The sequence below is a fragment of the Actinomadura sp. DC4 genome (genome assembly GCF_030406325.1).
GTDB lineage: Bacteria > Actinomycetota > Actinomycetes > Streptosporangiales > Streptosporangiaceae > Actinoallomurus.
On sequence record NZ_JAUEQY010000001.1, the window covers coordinates 350553 to 371685 of the forward strand.

At 73.1% G+C, this 21133-nt stretch carries 10 protein-coding genes; 8 read left to right on the forward strand and 2 right to left on the reverse strand.

The genetic code is table 11. The features are described 5' to 3' along the window. The first annotated feature begins 27 nt into the window (after window positions 1-27). Genes QWU11_RS01605 through QWU11_RS01615 form a run of 3 tightly spaced genes read left to right on the forward strand, consistent with a single transcriptional unit; the run spans window position 28 to window position 9686 of the window. A complete protein-coding gene (locus tag QWU11_RS01605; protein WP_290103135.1) occupies window positions 28-8559 on the forward strand; it encodes a hypothetical protein in 8532 nt (2843 codons plus the stop codon). Between the two features lie 4 nt (window positions 8560-8563). Beyond that, window positions 8564-9115 (forward strand): hypothetical protein, encoded by a 552-nt coding sequence (locus QWU11_RS01610; protein ID WP_290103136.1) that lies wholly within the window; start codon window positions 8564-8566, stop codon window positions 9113-9115. Further along, window positions 9108-9686, forward strand: a complete 579-nt coding sequence (locus QWU11_RS01615; RefSeq protein ID WP_290103137.1) for a hypothetical protein — start codon at window positions 9108-9110, stop codon at window positions 9684-9686. Before QWU11_RS01610 ends, QWU11_RS01615 begins: the two co-directional genes overlap by 8 nt. Window positions 9687-9689: 3 nt before the next feature. On the opposite strand, the gene QWU11_RS01620 is transcribed toward QWU11_RS01615, so the two are convergent. Then, on the reverse strand, window positions 9690-15923 hold the full coding sequence (locus QWU11_RS01620) for a hypothetical protein (RefSeq protein ID WP_290103138.1): 6234 nt from the start codon (window positions 15921-15923) through the stop codon (window positions 9690-9692). Window positions 15924-16136: 213 nt separating this feature from the next. Next, complete coding sequence (locus tag QWU11_RS01625; RefSeq protein WP_290103139.1) at window positions 16137-17315, reverse strand: anhydro-N-acetylmuramic acid kinase; 1179 nt, start codon at window positions 17313-17315, stop codon at window positions 16137-16139. Window positions 17316-17514: 199 nt separating this feature from the next. Here QWU11_RS01625 and QWU11_RS01630 point away from each other — a divergent pair, with 199 nt between their 5' ends. The 5 genes from QWU11_RS01630 (at window position 17515) to QWU11_RS01650 (ending at window position 21050) form a co-directional block, all read left to right on the forward strand. Continuing rightward, window positions 17515-17880 carry a DUF485 domain-containing protein gene (locus tag QWU11_RS01630; protein WP_290103330.1) on the forward strand — a complete coding sequence of 122 codons (366 nt, stop codon included), beginning with the start codon at window positions 17515-17517 and terminating at the stop codon, window positions 17878-17880. Further along, window positions 17877-18809 carry a hypothetical protein gene (locus QWU11_RS01635; protein WP_290103140.1) on the forward strand — a complete coding sequence of 311 codons (933 nt, stop codon included), beginning with the start codon at window positions 17877-17879 and terminating at the stop codon, window positions 18807-18809. Before QWU11_RS01630 ends, QWU11_RS01635 begins: the two co-directional genes overlap by 4 nt. Beyond that, window positions 18809-19345 carry a hypothetical protein gene (locus tag QWU11_RS01640; RefSeq protein WP_290103142.1) on the forward strand — a complete coding sequence of 179 codons (537 nt, stop codon included), beginning with the start codon at window positions 18809-18811 and terminating at the stop codon, window positions 19343-19345. The genes QWU11_RS01635 and QWU11_RS01640 overlap by 1 nt, the downstream gene beginning before the upstream one ends. 25 nt (window positions 19346-19370) lie before the next feature. Next, complete coding sequence (locus QWU11_RS01645; RefSeq protein ID WP_290103143.1) at window positions 19371-19718, forward strand: antibiotic biosynthesis monooxygenase; 348 nt, start codon at window positions 19371-19373, stop codon at window positions 19716-19718. Window positions 19719-19826: 108 nt separating this feature from the next. After that, window positions 19827-21050: a multidrug effflux MFS transporter gene (locus QWU11_RS01650; RefSeq protein ID WP_290103144.1), complete on the forward strand. Its 1224-nt coding sequence runs from the start codon at window positions 19827-19829 to the stop codon at window positions 21048-21050. Window positions 21051-21133: the final 83 nt, after the last annotated feature.

Consider the following 21133-nt stretch of genomic DNA (forward strand, 5'->3'; position numbering starts at 1 on the left):
CTGATCGTTTCCGGTCATACGTATCGAGTGGCCGAGGAGGCCTCCACGATCGGATCCGCCCTGCCGGAGGGCGCGGACAGCGGGGCGAAGGCGGCGTCGCACCCGTACTCGCTGCCGCTCGTGACGGAGGGGTTCCCGCACTCGGACCCGGCGCCTTCCGGGCTGATGGCGATGTTGCGTTTCATGGAGTCGCTGGTCGGCGGGTGTGAGTGGCCGGACGGAAGCCTCGACGGCCTGATGACGATGGTCCGGGCCTGGCGGACGGCGGCGTACGCGGTCCGGTCCGCGGCCGAGGAGATCGGCGGTCACGCGCGTGTGGTGACGGCGAACAACGCCGGTCAGGCGACGCAGAGCTTCGCCTCGTTCGCGGCGGCCCTGCAGGGCGGCGGCGACGCCGGCGGGCTGTCGTGGCTGGCGACGGCGTGTGACGGGCTGGCGGACGCGGTCCAGAACCTGATCCGGCAGAAGAACGCGGCGCGGATGCAGTTCGTCTTGTCGCTGGAGTTCCTGCTGGCGACCTGGGCGCTGGCGGCGGCGCTCTCGTTGGTCACCGGCGGGGGATCGGTGGCGGCGGCGACGGCCACGACGCAGGCCGAGGGGTTCGCGCTGAAGGCCTTCTTGCGGTCGGTGGCCAAGGCGGTGCTCGCGGGAATGTGGTTCTCCGGCGGGCTCGACGCGGCGGGTCAGATCGCGCGGATTCACTTCGGGTTGCAGAAGGACTTCGACCGCGGGGAGTTCGTCAAGGCGCTCGGTGAGGGGGCCGTGGCCGGTGGCGTCATGGGCGCCGGCGGGGCGTGGATCGGCATGGGCCGCACCCAGCTCACCAAGGCGCTGTCGGAGTGGATGAGCTCTCCGGGGCTGAAAGGGCTCGGGACGAAGTTCCTGGTGGCGGGGACGACGGGCACGGCGGGGAACGTGGCGGCGCAGGCGGCCTTCGACAAGGGCCATGTGGACTGGAAGCAGGCGGCGGAGTTCGGTTTCGGAATGGCGGGGATCGAGGTGGCCAAGGACGTCGGCCGCCGCGCCCTGACGGGGTCGAACCCACCTCCGGGCGAGACGCCCCCGGGCCACACGCCCCCGGGCGAGGGGGACCGGAACGCGCTGCCGAGCGGTCCCCCGGCGGTGTCGCAGGACGGGATCCCCAACCCCCGGATCTACCCGCACTACTCCGAACGCGGCGTGGGGTACGACCTGGAGGCCCAGCCCGGCGACTACCACTGGAACGATCCCACCGGACAGACCGCCCATCCCACTACAGAACAACCCCCGGCCGGTCATATCCCCACCACCGAACTCGCCACCGACCACCCGGCCCCGCCGGCCGCCCAGAACATCCCGCACTACGACATCACCAGCGTCGGCCGGGACGTCCCGGCCGTCGGCACGGACCACACGGCCGCTCCCGGTCCCACCCCGGCCGTCGTCATGGGCATGGACAACGCCGCCCCGCCGGGCGGCTCACGGCCGAACGTCCCCGCCGTCCCCGACGCGGCGACGCCGGTACCCGCGCGCACCGAGGGCCCCGCCCTTCCGGTCCGCGGCCAGGAAGGGCGACCGGTGGCGGGCGGCCCGGACGGACGCCCGGTCCCGCCGGCCGAACTGAGCTCGGGAACACCGGCCCCCGCCACACCGGCCCGTACGCCGGTGACCCCCCGTGCCGAGTTCGCCGAGACGGCGCACCGGGCGCTGACCGAGGCCCGGCAGATCGTGGCCCCCGACGGCCTGCTGCTGCAGGACGGCAGCGTACGGCTGACCGACCGGAACGGGCGGACCATCTACCTCCCCGAGGACGTGCTCCACCACGCGGAGCAGCGGCTGACGAGCCGCGCCGCCGACGGCGCCACCGTCGAACGCCTGCGCGCCGAGGCCGCCGCCTGGGTGGGCGCGGAGATCGCCAGAACCGGTCACCAGCCACCGGCGGACGGGGCGCTCGACGCGCTCGGCCAGCTCAGCGACCACTCCCCGGACAACGTCGCCGCCGCGGCCGAGCTGAGCCGCGAGGTACGCGGGGCCGACCCCACCCGGCGCCCGCACCCCGCCGACCACCCGTCGCCGGCCGACCCGACGTTGCGGCCGCATCTGAACGACGGGGTCGCACGGAACATCGTCGAGCGCGCGGAGGGCCTCGCCGCAGACCAGGCCGCCGCCGCGCACGGGCACGGACCCACCGGCGGCGTTCTCGCCCGGCCCGAGCACCAGGAGGCCCTCGGCTACGCGGAGGTGCGGTCGGCCCTTGAGCGGCTGCGGCCCTCCGACCTCGGCCGCGGCGTGACCGGCTGGAGCTGGTCCGAGGACGGCACGACCCTGCACGTGCAGACCGAGGCGTTCGGGACGCGGGACCTCCAGATCGTGATCGCCGAGATGCCGGAGTCCCTCTCGGCGATGGAGCACGGCGCGGAGGGCGAGCCGAGCCGGCTCACGATCGCGCCGTGGGCGATGTCGCGCGAGGCCGCGGAGTCGGGGCGGCTGTCCCCGGCCGAGGTCCGCCAGGCCGGCGAAGTGCTGCCCCAGGTGCTGCTGCACGGGATCACCGACACGGCGCAACGGGCGGCGGCGGCCGAGGCCCGCTCCGGGCAGGGCGTCGTCCGCCGGCTCGTCTCCGGCGTGCGGTCGGCCGTACGCAACGACGGGCAGGTCCACCGGCTCTTCAACGACCACCGGTACCTGACGCGTGAATGGCGGGACGCGACGGACCCGGCCGACCGGGCGAGCCTCGCCCGGCGGATCCGGCAGGTCGGGCAGGACCTGCGGACGGCCGGTCAGACGCCGCCGGAGCCACCGTGGGTCGGCGGCGCGGACGGGGTCCTTCCAGGACGCGAGGTCCCCACCCCGCGTACGGAGCTGATCAACGAGGTACGGGGACTCGTCGACTCGCTGGGCGGGGACGTCGCCGCCCTGCAGGAGCGCGTGGCCACGCACACGACGAAGGCCCTGGAGGCGGATCGTGCCGCCGAGGCGGCGCGGGAGGGCGCGACGACGGCGGCCGGCCAGCAGGACCGCGGCGCGTACAAGCGCGCCCGCGACGCCATGGACCAGGTCGACTCGCAGGAGCGCGAGGGACAACGTCACCGGGCGATCGCCGACAGGTACCAGGAGGCGCTGAATGAGGCCTACAAGTCGCGGATCACCTACCGGGCGCTGCTGGCCAGCCTGGAGCGGGCGGAGGCGCAACCGCTCACGGAGGCATTGGCGCAGGTGTACGCCGACGGCGACGTGATACTCGCCACCGAGGGGCGGGACCAGTTCGCCGGGTACGAGGCGGCGCTGGAGAAGGCGCTGCCGGAGGACGTGGTGACGCCGGACGCCGTGCTCACCAGCCGGGTGCCGCTGCGGTCCGAGCTCACCGGGACGGCCAACCGGGTGCTGGCCGACACCGGTGTCCAGCACACGTTCACCGCCGAGGGGATGGAGAACTGGATACGCGCGGAGTCCCGCAACGCGCTCTCCAGGGACGGCGCCCTGCTGCCCGTGGGCCGGGACGGGATCCGGCTGCGGGTCCGGCTGCGCCTCCGCCATCTCGTCGAGGTGCTCAATCCGGAGATGCGGCCCGCCGAGACGATCAACGGCGGCTTCACCGAGGGAGGCCAGTGGAACGGGGCCACGGCCAACCACTCGCTGAACAGCGCGTACGAGCTCGACCTGTCGAAGCTGTCCCAGCTGGTGCCCGACCTCAACCCGACGGTCACGACGATCAAGGGCGCGCTGAAGTTGTTCGGGCCGAGCATCGAGGGCGACCGCGGCAGCGGATGGTCCGAGAGCGCGAACGACCTGTACGACGCGCGGTCCGGCACCGTGGTGAACATCAGGGACGGCCGGATGACGGTGGTCGAGGGCGTTCCCGTGTACGAGGTCTCCGTCGTGTTCCCGGACGGGCGCGAGACGGCGGCCACACGCGTGGACATGGCGGCCCACGATGACGCGACGAGCGCCCAGGTGCTGGTGTCGGACGCCCACACGCTCCCGCCTCCCGAGAAACTCGCCCAGCTGCCTCCCGACCAGCGGCAGCGGGTGCCGCTGCCCGATCACGCGGTCACCGAGGTGCACGGGCTGGAGGACCTGTACAAGAACTCCCTGAACTCCCTCGAGGCCGAGAACGTCACGTTCAGCGACGGCGCGCGGGAACAGCTGCGCCAGATCCTCACCCGGGAGGCCAAGCTCCACCTGCAGACGATGACCGGAGAGAGAGGGCTGCCGCGCGTCATTCCCGGCGCCGACCTCGTCGTACGGCTGAAGGCCAGGGTCGACGTGAACCAGGTCGACGTGCGGGCGGCCAGCACCGTGGACTTCATGGAACGGGTCGACGTCGGCTTCATCGGGACGACCGGAAGCGAGTCGTACAACGTCTCCACCGCCGGTTCCTCCCAGTTCCCGCTCAACCCCTTCTCCAAGCTGATCGACCTCATGCCGGGCCATGAGCACTTCGACGTCGGGCCCGCGGTCAAGCTGACCGGATCGCGCTCGGTCACGCACACGGAGACGGTGAACGTCGGCGGAGTGGTCATCCCGGTGACGGTGGCCCGCCACGTGGGGCACACGCAGAGCGTGGTGTTCCACGAGGGCGGCGTGGTGATCGAGGCCCACTTCTACTCGCTGAAGGAGAACCGCGTACTGTCCCCAGTCGTCCAGGAGGTGTCCGGTGAGCTCCGCTTCGCGGAGTCGGACGCCCACGACTACGGGTTTCCGGTCGACGACGCGGCGATCAGGCGCGAACCCACCGGCGAGCCGGTCCGGCGCCCCGACGGCTCCGTTGTGCTGCGCGATGACCCCGTGCCCGGAGCACCGCCCGGACGCAAGGCCGGACTGCCCTCCTGGAACGGCGACGAGCCCGGCCAGCTCCGCGGGTCCGGCCATACGTGGGTGTCGAAGGTCACCGGCGTCGAGGAGAGCCTGGGCAAGATGGAGCCGACGTTCAAAAAACTCGGCATCGTGTCCCCGGTCGACGCGAACGGGCTGCCGGCGCCGGCCTCGCGGCATCCCGACCGGATGGAGCTGATCGGCCAGACCTCCGCCCGGCGCAAGCTGGAGGAGCTGCCCGGCCGGCTGCTCGCCGACTACGGGCAGGCGACGCAGGAGAGCGGCATCCCCACCGAGCTGAAACACCTGCGGCTGCACGGCACGCCCAAGACGTACCACCTCCGGACCTATGTCGAGCAGGACTTCGGCGGGTACGGGCACGAGGGAGTGGACAACGTCAAACAGGTCATCAAGCTGGGCATCGCGTCGGAGTCGAACGGAGAGACCTCCACCGAGGCCGTGACCTGGAACGGCGGCGGCGGGGTGTCCCTCACCCACAAGCCCCTCGCGCACGAGTCCGGCGCCGAAGAGGGCATCGGCGCGGACGGCGGAGGCAACCACACGTCGAGCACGAGCGAGTCCCGGACGGACATGGGGAACAACGTCGACATCTCCGAGTCGACCGGGCCGCTGTCGAAGGGCACGGTGCCGGTCACCGTCCACCAGGTGCTGACGGACGCCGCGGGCAACGAGGTCGCGCACACCACCAGCAAGGGGTTCGCGACCATCGAGACCCCGGCCGACTGGCTGCCGGAGGACAACCCCGAGATCCCGCTCGCCCACCCGGCGTCCATCGGGCCCGCGCAGCGGACCTCCGACAAGGTGCTCGACCGGGCGACGGCGCAGGAGATGGACGTCGGTGACATCCTCAAACAGGTGCGGGACAAGCTGCCCGAGGGGATGCGGCTGCCCGGCGGCGTCAGGTCGTTCCTGAGCGAGAAGGGCCTGCGCACGCACATGGACGAGTGGCGGGGACACGGTTACGAGACGTCCGTCTTGATCGACCCGAACGGCCTGCAGCCCCGGCGGCTGACGCTCGTGGTCAAGGGCGTCGTGGGGCCGTCGGAGTTCGTCCAGGCCGTCGACCTGGTGGACGGCAAGATCAACCTGACGATCGAGGGTGCGACGTCCACGGAGAGCCGGTCGGGCGGCTGGAAGGCGACCGGCTCGGCCGGCGGGGCCGCCCACCACGGCGCCGACGGCGCCCGGACCGACGGCGGCAGCGGCGACGTCTACAAGGGGAAGAGCACCTCGACCTCGACCTCGGAAAGCGAGAGCTCAGGCCGGGAGCGACTGACGATCCGGGTCGACCCGAAGCTCATCCACCGCGCCGTCGCGTACCTGGACGTCGAGATCCGCGACCCGGCCACGGGCACGAGCGAGCACGTGACCGTGAACGCCCCGATGATCCACACGGTGCCGGAGAGCGCGGCTCTCGACCTGCACTCGCGGGGTGAGATGCCCCTGCCGCTGCATCACATGGCCGACGTGATGCAGCGCTTCCTGGACGGCAACCTGCTCACCGACCAGAGAACGGTCGCCCGCCTGGTCGCTCCCTACCTCGCGCGCGTCGCCGAGGCGGCGCACAACAACGAGCCACTGCCCAGGCTCGCCGCCGGCCACACGCCGGAGGCCTTCTTCGACAAGGTGCTGGCGCAGGCGGACGTCGGTACGGACCCGGGCCACGGCGCGGCCGAGCAGCGCGCGGGCCGCGAACTTCCCCCGGCCGAGGCCCTGGCGCCGCTGGAACAACCGGTGGCGGTGGCCGACCAGTATCAGCACTCCATCGCCACGAGCCTGTTCGACGAGCTCGAGCTCACCGGGCCGGACGGAACCCCGATGAAGATCATCGACGGGGTACGGCAGGCGACGCAGGAGCGCTCGCCGGCGGCCTGGCAGCACGATCCGAGCATCCGGCAGCGCCTGAACACCGTGCTCGGCCTCCCGCGCTGGGAGGGCTTCGCCGACGGCATGCTCGATCCCGGGGGGTTCGACCGGGACCTGCGCGTACGCGTCGACGCCGACGGCCGCAGCGAGGTCCTCAGCGTGCGGGCCCAGATGGAGTTCGGTGACGACGCGGTCGTGATCGGCACCACCGATCACGTGGTGCCGATCTTCCAGGACTACGGCTACAGGGGCGGAAACAGGGTCGAGTCCTCCAGCGGCGTCGTCGGCGGCGACCTCGGTGGCGCGGACGGCTCGGCCGGGCCCGGCGCTGACGGGTCGGTCGGTACCGCGAAGAACCTGTCCGTCGGCGGGACCGACGGGCACATGCTGACCCGGTTGAAGCGGCTGCGCTGGTTCGACGCCGCGGCCGCGAACGCCCAGGCGAAGGGCACGGTCAGCGTCAGGCAGTCGGTCACGGTCAAGATCACGGTCGACCAGCTGCCGCTCCTGCCGGGAACGACGAAGGTCGACGGGTCCCACACCCCGCGGCCCGTCACGGTCGAGCTGACGGGGCACGTGGTCCGCATGATGCCCGCCCGTACGGTCCGGCCCGTGGAGGCGCCCTCCACCGGGGCCGAGCTCGCTCCGGCGTCCGGGCACCAGGACCCGCTCCCGGTCCCCGACTCGCGGCCCATCAAGATTCCCGGGAGCCGGTACTACGTGGAGTGGGTCGAGGGGTCCCTCGCCCACGAGGTCATGCACGAGACCTTCGTCGACCTGCTCGGCGAGGGGTCCGACCGTGTGGTCGCCCGGGAGCTCGCGCGCAAGTGGTCCGCGCTGGCGCGGCACTCGCCGTACAACTTCGAGCGGATGGCCGGAGAAGCCGGCTATCCGATCCGGATCAGGTTCGGGAGCCGCGAGGCCACCGTGGTGGTCCACCTCGACATGTCCGACCTGCGCGTCGGCGACGTCGGCGGCGCCGAGATCAGCGAGGTCGACCGGTCGGAGCACACGACCGCCTGGTCCGCCTCGGTCGGGCACGTGTCCCCGCTGAGCCGCAGCGTGGAGGTCAAGGACGGCGTCACCGGGCTCGGGACCAAGCAGAGCAGCGGCGCCCAGGCGTCCGAGTCCGTCTCCGACAACAGCGGCGCCCGCATCGAGACCAGCCGGTTCAGCGAGGTGAACCGGGCCCCGACGGTCCAGGCCGAGGCCGCCTTCCGCATGGACTTCACGTCGGGGCGCCGCGAGGTCCACCACGTCGCGCACGGCGAGGTGTACCTGACCATGGCCGGACCCGAGCTCGACGCCGCGCGTGCCGCGCAGGAGGCCGGTGACCCACGCGGGGCGACCTGGGACCTCGGCACCGGGCACGACGACGGCTGGCGTCCGTTCACCCGGGAGAAGTGGAACGTCGTCGACGCCGACCCGGCCAGGCCGTCGGCCGCGCTCACCCAGGCGCTCATGGAGGCCCGGCTGGCCAACCGCGAGATCCGCATCGAGGTCCGCACGGAGGGCGGCGAGCCCCACCGCTACCGTGCGCTGCCGGACGGCACGCTGCTCAACGGGGACGGCTGGACCGACGGCGGGTTCGCCAACGCCTTCCAGGGCCTGCACGAGACGCTCCGGGCCCTGGCCGACCAGCATGGGTTGAACCTGCGCCAGGTGTTCGAGCGGTCGCCGGTGGACGGGACCCTGGCCGACAAGGTCCGCGCGGAGCTCATGAACCGCGGCGTCACCCTCCCCCCGGAGGCCGGAGGCAGACGGCCCTCGGACTTCCTCGACCGCGGCCCGCACGGTCCGTGGCGAGGCGGCCTCCCGGGCGAGGGCATCTCCGCCGGCGGTGGCTTCGGCGGTGGCTTCGGCGGCGGGGGAGGCTGATCCGATGCCGTTCACGACGGCACGTACCAGAGACGAGGCGCACCTCTATCTCGACCTGCACCCGTGCGACGAATGCGGCTCGGTCGACACGACCTGGGAGAGCGCGCTGGTCCCCGCGGACGGCGAGCTGGCCAACCGTTACGCGGGAACGTGCGGCGGCTGCGGCGTCCGGCGCGAGTTCTGGTTCGGCCTGCCGGAGCGCGGGGTGGTGCCGGCGGAGTACCCGGCGTTCGGCGGGCCGGAGCCGTCGGCTCTGCTCGACGCGGGCCAGTGGCGCTGGGTGGCCGACCTGACCGCCGGCAACGTGCCCGAGGACGACCCGGCCGAGGCGCGGCGCTCACTGGCGATCGCCCGCGCGGCCGTCGAGGAGGTCCTGAAGTTCGTCCCGCCCGGCGCGGACGCGGTGCCGGGCGAGGCGTTCTGGTCCGAGCAGGGGCGGCAGGTCTACGACGCCTCGCCGTCGAGGTTCGCCCTGGAGGAGTTGCTGGCGGCCCGGACGGGCTATCGTGAGCAGGCGAAAAGGTACCCGGCGGAGAAGGCGTCGAAGCGTGAGTGAGCCCGAGCGATACGCCAGGACGCTGGTCGAGGCCTACCTCTACGTCAGCCTGACGGCGTCCGCGGCCGGGATCGGCGAGGACGCGCCGCGCGACGTACACGCGGAGACGACGCTGACCGAGGGCACGGACACGTGGACCCTGCGCCACGCGGGCGCCGGCGTCGAGGTGCTCGTACGCCACGCGACCGAGGCCGAGGCGCGGCAGGACGACCTGAGGTTCGGCCCCGGCGTCTCGACGCTGATCGACGCCGGGCAGTGGCTCCAGATCGCCGCCGTGTACGCGCGCCGCGCACTGCGCGAGGGCCTGTTCTTCGCCCAGGACCCGACCGGCGAGGAACGCTTCCTGTCCATCGTGGACGGGTGGGAACTCGCCCGTGACGCGACGATCGAGGCCGCGAAGTTCCTGCCCGCCGACGGCGACGAGATCCCGGCCACGGCGGTGTGGACACAGATGGGCACGAGCGCGCGCGAGGAGTCCCCGGAGCGGTTCGCGCGCGAGCGGATCCGGACCGACATCGCCTTCTGCGAGCAGAGCCTCGAGGACTTCCGCCGCCTGCACAGCGCACCGTAGAGGTCACAGGATGAAGCCCGGGTGCTCGCGGTTCAACCGCTCGACGTCCTCGGGGGACAGCCGGATGTACAGGCCCTCCGGGACGTCGAGGACCAGGTCCCTGCCCCGGCCGTGGAAGACCAGGCTGATCGCGCACCGGTAGTACGCGTTGTCGGTGCCGGCTTCCTTGTTGCGTTCGCGGATGTTGCTGTTCCGCGAGCCCGTCTCGCCGCCGGACTCCCGGCCGCGGCCCGTGCCCGAGGTGCCCTGGGGGCCTCCGAGAGGCAGCCCGGCCGACCCTCCCCCGCGGCCGGAGCGGTCCGTGGCGTGGCCACGGCCGCGCCCGGACGTCGTCATGGTCTGGGAGTAGACGCGCTGCTTGACCGCCGCCTCGGCGACCTGGGTGGCGCGGTGGACGTTGATGCCGACGCGGATGGTGTCGCCGCCGAGGCCCGGGACCGTGTGCTCGTGCGCGAGCAGGGCCTGCAGCTGGGCGCGCATCGTGCGGGGGTTGCCGGCCTCGCCGAGGGCCACGCCCCGCGGGAGGCTGATCTCGTACCCGAGAGGACGGTCGGTCGCCAGGGGTACCGGCCCGCGTAGCTTCGGAGGCACGGCGGCCACCGGCGCCCACCGGTCGACCAGCGTGGCCGCCGGGACGGCGACCTGGTTGGCGATCTCGCTCAGCGTCGCGTTGACCGAGAGTGGCGTGACCGGGGCCGCCCATCGCGGCGCCTCGGCGACGACGGCCGTCGCACCCGGCACCGGCGTGTGCTCCGGGACGGTGACGGTCAGATGCTCGGGCACGATCAGCCGGAGGCTGCCGTCCGTGGTCCGCGTGGCCGTCGAGATGCGGCGGTGCTCGTCCCAGAACCGGCCGGCCGCGTCGTTGCCGGTCAGCTCCGCGAACCTGCGCAGCGCCTCGCGGGAGCCGCGGCGCACGTGCTCCAGCCCCGGCGGCGGCTCGTGGCTGCGGACCACCTCGATCTCGTACCGGACCGGGTGCGTGAACTCGTGTGACGAGTCGTAGGTCTGGACCCGGTTGATGTCCTTCACCCCGGTGCCGCGGCTGTCGGAGGCGCTGGACTGGGAGACGCGCCCGGCGGCCACCTCTCCGCCCTTGACGTTCTCGCCGGCGTAGTGGGTGTAGCGGGCGAGGGCCTTGGCGCCGCGGCCGGAACCCGTCTCGCGTACGGCGCTGTCGCCGTGGATGTGCTCGCTGCGGAGCATCAGCTTGACGTCGGGACGCTCGGCGGTGTGCGCACCGTCCGCCACGACGGCCCTGACACGGACGCCGACGTAGTCGCTGAAGCCGTACGCGCGCTTGAGGGGAAGCCAGGTGACCACGCCGTCGCGCAGCGCCACGAGGCTCGCCGACAGGGGCTCCTCGCCGTACCGGGCGCGCAGGACCTCCATGACCGGGCTCGCGGTGATCTCCTCGCCCGGGAACAGGAGGCGCTGCTCGTGGAGCATGGCGACGATCTCCGGCAGCACCGTCGCCGCGTCGAGGCGCTCGACGTACCCGGAGGTCATCGCGAGCTCGGGCGAGACGTAGCCGCGGTGCTCGGTGACCGCGGGCACTCCGGGCGCCGGGCCCTCCAGGCCGAGGTGGCGGGCCACCTGGTCCGGGGCGACCAGGTCCATGATCTGGCTGACCCGCAGGCGGGTGGTCGGCCCCTGCTCGACCGCGCCCTCCTTCCACCGCACCGGGGTCGTCTCCAGGACGAGGTCGCCGCGGTACCAGTGCGCGTCGTCGCCGTACGTGCCGCGGGCGACGTCCATGCCGCCCTCGTAGGAGCTCTCGTTCCGGCCGCGTTCGCCGGAGAAGGCCGCGCCGACCGTCGCCACGATCTTGTTCTCGGTCTCGGCGTCGTCGGCCTCGCGCAGGCCGGCGCGCATGCCGGCCTGGATCTGGGCCGACACCTCCGACCTGTTGCCGGTGCCGGTCACCACCCGGGAGCTCGCGTTCGTGTACTGCTCGTACTCCACTCCCGAGCCCGACCTGGTGTGCTCCAGACCGGCCACGGTGACCTTCACGTGCAGCGCCTGATGCTGCTTTCCGTGGTCCGGCATCTTGATCGTCATGCCGTCCCCCGAGGTGAGGGTGGGCAGGTGCGCCTCCAGGAACGAGGGCCGGGTGAGCTCGAGGATCTCCATCGGCACGTCCCGGCGCGTCACCGGCTCCGGCAACCCGAGCCACCCGGCGTGCGCACGGCCGACCTCCAGGGCGAGCTCGGGCATGGCGCCGATCCGCATGATGCCCGCGAGGCGGCCGTTCAGGTCGACGACGTTGCCCGGCCGGTGCTCCAGCGGTTCGATGCGGCCGACGTCGGCCGTGCTCACCGGACGGTCCGGCAGGTGCTCCTGGGGCACGACGACCTCCGCGCTCGCGCCGTCCACCTGCCAGGACCGGTGCACGACCTCCTTGCCGCCCCGCGTGACGCGGACCTCGACGTCGATGGGCACCGCCCGCTCGAACGCGACGACGCGCCCGGCCGTCTCGGTCCGGTAGTAGACGGTGTAGCCCGAGGCGAACACGGTCTTCTTCGTCATCCCGCCGCCCACGCCGACGTGCGCCTTGGGGAAGTCGACGCCGAACACCTTGCCGGCCTGGACGCGGGCGTTGGCGGCGGCCTCCACCCCGCCTCCGGCCGTGCTCGTCCACCCGGTGCTCACCCCGGCCCCGGCGACCCTCCGCTCGTTCACCGTCATCGGGAACTGGTCGACCCCGCGCACGGCGTCGAGGGAGCCGCGGGCCGAGACCTCGATGGAGTAGTGGCCGGCCGTCGTCCGGTAGTCGATCCCGTTGAGAAGGTGGGTGAGGTCGGCCTCCAGCGCCGGGCGGCCGAAGTGCGCGTCCAGGTCCCGCAGGACCTGGCGCAGCGCCTTCTCGTCGGGTACGGCCGCGGTGACGGCGTCGCGGAGCTCGGTGACGAGCCGCTCGCTCCCGGGCATGCGGGACAGGGTGCCCAGGCCCGGGCCGCGCCCCGCCGCCAGGGCCGGCGGCTGCCGGTGGGCCTCGAAGCGCTCGATCTCCCCGGACGTGCGGGCGGCTCCGCCGAGACCGTGGCCGAAGACGTCGCGCTCGAAGCGGCCGGCGTCGGCCGCGGGCAGCGCCAGCTCCATGCGGACGTCGACGTCGAAGGAGCCGATCCGGTCCGTGGCGACGTGGAGCCGTACGACCGCGTCGTACCGGCTGACCTCGGAGGTCTTGATCAGCGTGACCTTGGGCAGGTCCATGCGCGAGGTCGAGACGAGGTGGACCTTGCCGACCTTGATGTTCCCGCCGACCCTGGCGAAGATCTTGTCGACGGACCCGAGGCCGAGCTTGACGCCGACGAAGGCGTTCAGCGTACGGCCCGTCTGGTCCGACGTGCTCGTGTCGGTGCGGCGGCCGATGTCGTCACGGACCCGCGTCTCGATCGGGGGCGTGTTGCTCTCGTGCACGGGCTCCAGGCGCAGGACGCTGGACGTGACACGGACGGCGTCCTCGGCGGAACGCAGCGCGGACGGGTGGTACCTCGCCGGCTCGGAGGCCGATCCGCTGGTCAGCCACCACTGGCTGCGGTTCTTCATCCCCTGCTCGCTGTGCACGGTGGACAGCAGGTCATCGAGCATCGTCGCGACCTGGTGCGACGGAACGCCCGCCTCCAGCGCCCGGCGCTGGATCTCCAGCGCGAGCGGGGTCGTGTCCACCGCGGTGACGAGCACGCCGTGGTCGGTGACCTTCGCCGCCGCGCCGGGCGGGACCTCGTGCCGGGGGAGCAGCGGCGGCCCGTCGCCGGCGGCGAGCGGCCCGACGCGGTGGAACTCCTCGGGGAACGGGACGACCACGTGCAGGCCGGGGACGTCGGCGCCGTACGGGATCTCCGCGCCGTTGCGGAAGACGCGGAAGGAGACCCGCGCGTCGAAGTAGTCGTGCTTGACGGCGACCGTCTTGCGGCCGCTCATGATGTCGAGGCCGGCCGCGTCGCCCGTCCGCTGCGCCGTCTTGATCCCGAGCCCGGGCAGGCCGAGGGTCTCGACCTCGTCGGAGGTGTCCCAGATCTTGACGACACCGCCGGTGAGCTCGGAGTCGGAGCCGCCCATCCGCCGGCTCTCCACACCGTCGCCGCCGAAGGAGACGGGGTAGTTGCGCGGGCCGGCCAGCGCCTCGACGTTGGAGAAGCCGTGCAGGTCCGGCTTGAGGTACACCACGGCGTCGCCGACGCTGAACACCGCGCCCCTCTGGAGCAGGTCGGTCCAGTTCTCCCGGTTCGGGTCCGTCAGCCTCTCGGCGAGCCAGGTCCTGATCGCGCCCGAGACCTCGGGGCCGAGGTCGCGGGGCAGGCCCTCGACCCACTGCCGCGCCGCCTCCCGCGGGTCGGCGGGGATCTCGACGCTGTGCACGGCGGTCTCGCCGAGCGCGCCCGACTCGACGTACCGGGGCGGATGCAGCTCGGGTTCCGGCGGTGGAGCGGGGGCGGCCTCGGCGGTGATCGCCCGTACCGGCTCCACAGTGTGGCCGAGGGGGACGGCCGTACGGGGCCGGGGGGCGTTGAGCAGGTCGGCGATCGGCACGGGGGCCGCCGGCACGGGGTCCGCCGCCCGGGGCGTCTCGTGTACGGGGCCGGCGACCTGCGGCGCGGGGAGGCGCTCCCCGCCGGTGGTGTGCGCGCCCGGCACTCCGTGGCCGGCCGCGGGCGGCGTCTCGGTGGCGAGGTCGGTGGTGGCAGGGCGCACGGGCTGCTCTGTCGCGGGATGGGCAGTTTGTCCGTTGGGATCGTTCCAGTGGTAGTCGCCGGGCTGGGCCTCCAGGTCGTACCCCACGCCGCGGTCGGAGTAGTGCGGGTAGATCCGGGGGTTGGGGATCCCGTCCTGGGACACCGCCGGGTGGGCGGTGGGCAGCGCTCGCCCGTCCCCCTGCCCGCCGCCCGGAGGCGTGTGACCCGGGCCCGAGCCCTGGTCCGCGTACGAGACCGGGTCCAGTCCTCCTGTCGCGGCAGGACGAACGGCCTCCTTGACCGCCTCGATCCCCGCCATGCCGAAACCGAACTCCGCCGCCTGCGTCCAGTCGACGTGGCCCTTGTCGAAGGCCGCCTGCGCCGCCACGTTGCCCGCCGTGGCCGTCGTCCCCGCCACCAGGAAGCGCGTGCTCGCGCCCTCGAAACCCGGAGAGCCCATCCACCCCGACAGCGTCTGGGTCAGCCGGTTGCGGCCCATCCCGACCCACGCGCCGCCGGCGCCCATCACCCCGCCGGCCACCCCGCCCTCGCCCACCGCCTTCAGCAGCTCGCCGGAGTCGAAGCCCTTCTGCAGGCCGTAGTGGACGCGGGAGTACTGGCCCATCGCGTCCAGGCCGCCCGAGAACCACATGCCCATCAGCACCGCCTTCACGACGGACCGCAGGAGTGCCTTGAGCGCGAGTCCCTCCGCCTGCGTCGTCGCCGTCGCCGCCGCGATCGACCCGCCGCCCGTGGGCACCGAGAGCGTCGACGCCAGCGCCCACGTCGCCAGCAGGAACTCCAGCGAGAGCACGAACTGCATCCGTGCCGCGTTCTTCTGGGCGAGCAGGTTCTCGGCGGACTCGGCCATTCCCTCGCACGCGCGCGCCAGCCACGACAGCCCGCCCTCGTCCCCGCCTCCCTGCAGCGCCGCCGCGAACGAGGCGAAGCTCTCCGCCGCCTCACCCGCGTTGTTCGCCGTCACCACCCGCGCGTGACCGCCGACCTCACTCGCCGCCGTACGCGTCGCGGCCGCCGCACCCCGCCACAGCCGCGCCAGCGTCAGGAGGTCGCCCAGGCTCCCGTCCGGCCACGAACACCCGCCGACCAGCGTCTCCACGAAGGCCAGGATCCTGGTCAACGCGGCCGGCGGTGGGTCCGACTTTACGAAGCCCTCCGTCACCGTCGGCAGCGCGTACGGCGACGGTATCTCCACCGGGACCTCGTCCGTCACGTCGACGTTCCCGAGCGTCGAGGCCTGTTCGGCCACCTGATACGTGTGACCGGAGACGATCAGCAGCCCGCCCGTGGCGCGTACCAGGCTGACCATGTCCGCCAGATCCCCGAGCAGCGAGTCCCGCGCCTTCCCGTACCCCACGTTCCCGTCGCCGCCGTTGAAGAAGGCCCGGCCGATGTCGTCGGCGCCCCAGCACGCCCCCATCGCCGCCAGCCCGTAACACAGATCGTCGACCGCCGAACCGAGCGACTCCGACGTGTCCACCACGCCGCGTCCGGAGGTCTTCCACGTCTCCGGGCGCACGTCGTACCCAGCCCCCACGGCCTCTCCTGTCCGGCGCTCGACACGTGATCCGACCTCCTACGAGCGTGGCGTTCGCGGAGGGAGCATCAGGTCGAATCTAGGGCAGTTCATCCATTCTTCGCGAATGGTTAGCGGCCGTACGCCGAAAGTTCGTCCAGAGGTTAATCCCACGTTTCCAATGGGTGAACGAATTGACATGACGGAAGGTGAAGACGGCAGAAAGAGGGGCGTTCAGGCGACGACGCGGAGGCGGCGCGGCGGCAGCGGGGGAGTGGCCGGCGCGGGCAGCCGCCCGTCGGCGCCCGGCACCACCGAGCCGAGCACGCGCGGTCCGGCGGCGCCCGTGCACGAGGCGACGGTGCCCGGCAGGCCGTGCGCGGTCAGCCAGCCGAGCACCGCGAACGCGTACGCCTCCTTGGCGCCGGAGGGGACGCCCAGCTCGTCGATCGTCCGCAGCGTCGCGCCGCCGACGCGGCGCAGCTCCGTGGCGAGATCGCCCATCAGCACCGGGTTCGCCGTGCCGCCGCCGGAGGCCACCACCTCGTCCACCCCGTACGGCGCGACCGCGCGGGCGACGGTCGTGGCGGTGAGCCGCGTCAGCGTCGCGAGCAGGTCCTCGCGTGAGACCTCACCGCAGGCGGCCAGGGCCCGGTGCACGTACGCGAGGTCGAACAGCTCCTTGCCGGTCGTCTTGGGCGGCGGCGCGGCGTAGTACGGCTCGGCCAGCAGGATCTCCAGCAGGCCCTCGTGCACGGTGCCCGCGGCCGCTCCGGCGCCGTCGGCGTCGTAGCGGCGCGCGCCGCCCGTCGCCTCGGCGACGACCGCGTCGAGCAGGGCGTTCGCGGGTCCGGTGTCGAACGCGACGGCGTCACGGCCCGCGCCGGCCACGGTGATGTTGGCGATGCCGCCGAGGTTGAGCGCGGCGCGCGGCTCGCCGCCGGAGAGCAGCAGGGTGTCGAAGACGCTGACGAGCGGTGCGCCCTGGCCGCCGGCGGCGACGTCGCGCACGCGCAGGTCGGCGACGACCGGCAGGCCGGTGCGCTCGGCGATCCAGGCGGGCTGCCCGACCTGCAGCGTGCCGAGGACGCGGCCGTCCTCGACCCAGTGGAAGATCGTCTGCCCGTGGGAGGCGACCAGGTCGGCGCGGCCGCCGGCGATCTCGGCGATCCCGCGTGCCGCCGCCTCGGCGAACGCCTGCCCGACCAGGGTGTCGAGTGAGCAGATCTCCCCGGCGGTCGTGGCGGCCGGCGGCAGCGCGGCGGCGATGGCGTCGGTGAGCGCGGGCGCGTACGGCACCGAGAGCGCGCCCAGCGGACGCAGGGACAGCTCCTCGCCGTCCGCGGTGAGATCGGCCGCCGCCACCTCGATCGCGTCGAAGGACGTGCCGGATATCAGGCCGAGGACGCGCACACGCTCTCCAGAGGGTCGTTACGGACAGGCCGGGTCAGTCTATGGCGCGTCCGGAATCGGCCCATCCGGCGGGCCGTGACACTAAACGATCTTGGATGCGCGATCTCGCCGGGAATTCCGCGGAAATGCCGAATGCCCGTCGCCGACTTCTGCTCTCATAACGGAGTGCCCCTCCCGCCGATGCGAAAAGAGGTGCGTGGTGGTCGCCGGGTCGCCGCCATCGTCGCGGCATGTCACGAATTCTCAGGATCGTGCGCGCTATGCCGCGATTAGCCAGGATGAACGGTTCATTGTACTACGCCGCAAAAGCGGGCAGTCAACGTTGTTAGTCGCGTCATTAATGGCGGCATGGTATCTCCTTTATGTCATCGCGGCCGTCTTCGCCCGCGGCCTCATGCGGCACCGGCTGGCCGGCGACGTCAACGTCACCCTCGTCCTCGGCCTGCTGGAGTTCGCCGGCACGTTCCTGCTCGCCCGGCGCTACGCCCGCTACTCCCGCGAGGTGCTCGACCCGCTGCGGGCGCAGGTCGTCGCCGACAGCGAGCCCCGGGCGGCCGGGCGGTGACGCCGGCCGCGGCAGGCGCGGTCTCCGTCACGCTGCTCGCGGTCCTTGCCTGCGTCACCGCCGGCGTCACGGTCCGGGCGCGGAGGCACACCGGCGGGACCGTCGGCTTCTTCGCGGGCGGGCGCGGTCTCTCCGCCCGCCAGAACGGCTTCGCCCTCGCCGGCGGCCACCTGCCGGCCGTCGGCGTCGCCGTGCTCTCCGGCCACGAGGTGTCCCTGTGGTCCGTCGGCTCCCTCGTCGCCTGGGTGCCGGTGCTGCTGCTCGCCGGGCCCCTGCGCAACGCCGGCCGGTTCACCCTGGCCGACGTGCCGGCGTACCGCCTGAGCCGCCGCCCCCCGGTCCGTGTCGCCGGCGCCGTCTCCACGGCCGCGGTCTCGGTGCTGTACCTCACCGCGCAGCTCGCGGGCGCGGGCGCGCTCGTCTCGCTCCTGCCGGGCATCGGGCCGGGCACGGTGTTCCCCGGCCTGCCCGCCCGGGTGGCCGCGATCTCCGCCGCCGGCGCGCTGGTCGTCCTCTGCGTCGCCGCCGGCGGGATGAGGGCCGTCACCCGGGCGCAGATCGTCACGACCGCGCTGGTGCTGACCGCGGGCGTGGTCATGACCGGGCTCGCGCCGGGCCGCCTCGGCCCCGGCCCCGGCCCGGAGGCCGCCGGGACTCTGGCCGGCCGGCTCGACCTCGTCAGCCTCGCCCTCGCGCTGGCGCTCGGTACGGCCGGTCTCCCGCACGTCGCCGGCCGTATCCTCACGGTGCCGGACGCCCGCACCGCCCGCACCTCGGTGAACTGGGCGATCGCCCTCGCCGGCGGTCTCCTCCTCATGACCCTGACCCTCGGCGAACATCTCGCGGGCCGGACGGGCGGCGACGCACCGCTCGTCCTCGCGGCGGCGGTGGCCTGCGCGGCCGTCCCGGCGGCCGCCGGGGTCCGCTGATGGCCGCCGCCACCTCGCTCGCGCACGACCTGTTCGGCCACGTGCTGATGGCCGGGCGCCCGGGGGAGCGGCAGGAGGTCGCGGTCGCGCGGATCGCCGCCGTCCTCGTCGGGTCGGCCGCCATCGCGGCGGCGGCCTTCGCCGGCGACCTCGACGTGACGTCCCTCCTCGGGCTCACCCTCGCCGTGGCGGCGTCGGCGAACCTCCCCGCGATCGTCCTCGGCCTGCTCTGGCGCCGGCTCAACGGCGCCGGGACGGTCGCCGGGATCTACGGAGGCCTGGCCACCGCGCTCACGCTGGTCGTGTTCTCGCCGGTGGTGTCCGGCAGGGTGGATCCGCTGACCGGCGCGAGCCGGTCGCTGCTGCCCCGGGGTGTGGACTTCGCCTGGTTCCCGCTGGAGAACCCGGCACTGGTCTCGATCCCGGCCGGCTTCCTGTTCGCGGTGGCCGGCACGTACCTGAGCCGGCGGAGGCCCGACCCGGAGAGCTTCGCCGAACTCTCGGCCCGCGCCACCACGGGCGTCGGCGCCGCCTGACCCCGGTGCGTACGATCTGGTGGGTATGACCATTCTCGTACGTGCGCGGTTCGACGTCCGTGACCCGGCCGCCTTCGAGCAGGTGGTGCACGCCCTGCGCGAACAAGTGAAGGACGAGCCCGGAACCCTCGCCTACCGCTGGTTCGCGGCGGACGCCGGGAGCTGTCTCGTGCTGGAGGAGTACGCCGACGCCGCCGCGGCCCTGGCGCACAACGAACGCGGGGCGGAGCTGCTCGAACGGGCGTCCCGGCACGCCGAGATGATCTACGTGGAGCTCTATGGCCCCATCGGCCCCGAGCTCGACGCGTGGGTCCGCTCGAACCCGCGGGCGACCGCGTACGCGGAGATCCCCGAGGGCGCCCCGATGCTCTAGACGGGGCGCCGGCCGGTTGATCGGCCGCCAGTGCCGGGTGCTTCGCCGGGAATGCCCGGCCTGAGCGGATCCGTTACCTCTGTGGTCATCAACCAGGGAGGGGATCGGGTGACGGCGGCCGCCGAGCGCACCCCGTACACGGCAGGCAGGGCGGAGCGGTTCCGGGTCTTCCTCATCCTCGGCGCGCTCAGCGCCATCGGGCCGCTGTCGATCGACATGTACCTGCCGGCGCTGCCGAAGCTCACCCACGACCTGGGCGCCGGGGCCTCCCTCGTGCAGCTCACGCTCACCGCGTGTCTCGTGGGTCTCGCCGTCGGGCAGATCATCGCCGGTCCGATCAGTGACATGTGGGGCCGGCGGCGGCCGATGTTCGTCGGCATCGTCGTCTACACGCTCGCCTCCCTCGCCTGCGTGGTCGCGCCCGACGTCGGGCTGCTGATCGCGCTGCGGCTGGTCCAGGGGGTGGCCGGCGCGGCCTGCATCGTGATCTCACGCGCGGTCGTGCGCGACATGCACGACGGGCCGGCCGCGGCGCGGTTCTTCTCGCTGCTGATGCTGGTCAACGGGGTCGCGCCGGTGCTGGCGCCGGTGATCGGCGGGCAGGTTCTGCGGGTCACGTCCTGGCGGGGCGTGTTCGTCGTGCTGACCCTGCTGGGCGTGCTGATGACGCTCTCGCTGTTCGGGCTGCGCGAGACGCTGCGCCCCGAGGAACGCCGTACGGGCGGCCTGCCGGCGGCCCTGCGGATCTACCGCGAGCTGTGCGCCGACCGCGTCTACATGGGGTACGCGCTGGCCGGTGGGCTGGCGTTCGCGGCCATGTTCGCCTACATCTCCGGCTCGCCCTTCGTCCTGCAGAACATCTACGGCATGTCCCCCCAGGCATTCAGCCTGGTCTTCGCGGTCAACTCTCTCGGGATCGTCGCGCTCGGCCAGGTGAGCGGGGCGCTGGCGGGCCGGGTCAAGATGATCACTTTGCTCCGTACGGGGCTGCTGGTCGCGTTCGCCGGCGGCGTGCTGCTCCTCGTCAGCGCGTTCACCGACATGGGGCTCGCCGGCGTGCTTCCCGGGCTGTTCCTGGTGGTGGCGGCGATCGGGCTGACGATGCCCAACTCGGTGGCCCTGGCACTGTCCGGGCGGCCGGCCAACGTCGCGGGCAGCGCCTCGGCGCTGTTCGGCCTGCTGCAGTACGTGGTCGGCGCCGCCGCCGCGCCGCTCGTCGGCCTGGCCGGCTCCGACTCGGCCGTGCCGATGGCGATCGTGATCGCCGGCTCGACCGCCGCGGCGGTCCTGGTCCTCGCCGCGCTGACCAGGGGACACCACCACGCGGAGTGAAGTGGATCAACCGATCGGCTGATGCGCGATCCACCTCGGCGCAGCCGGCCGGTCGATCCGCGGCGGGGCCGCCGCGAATGATG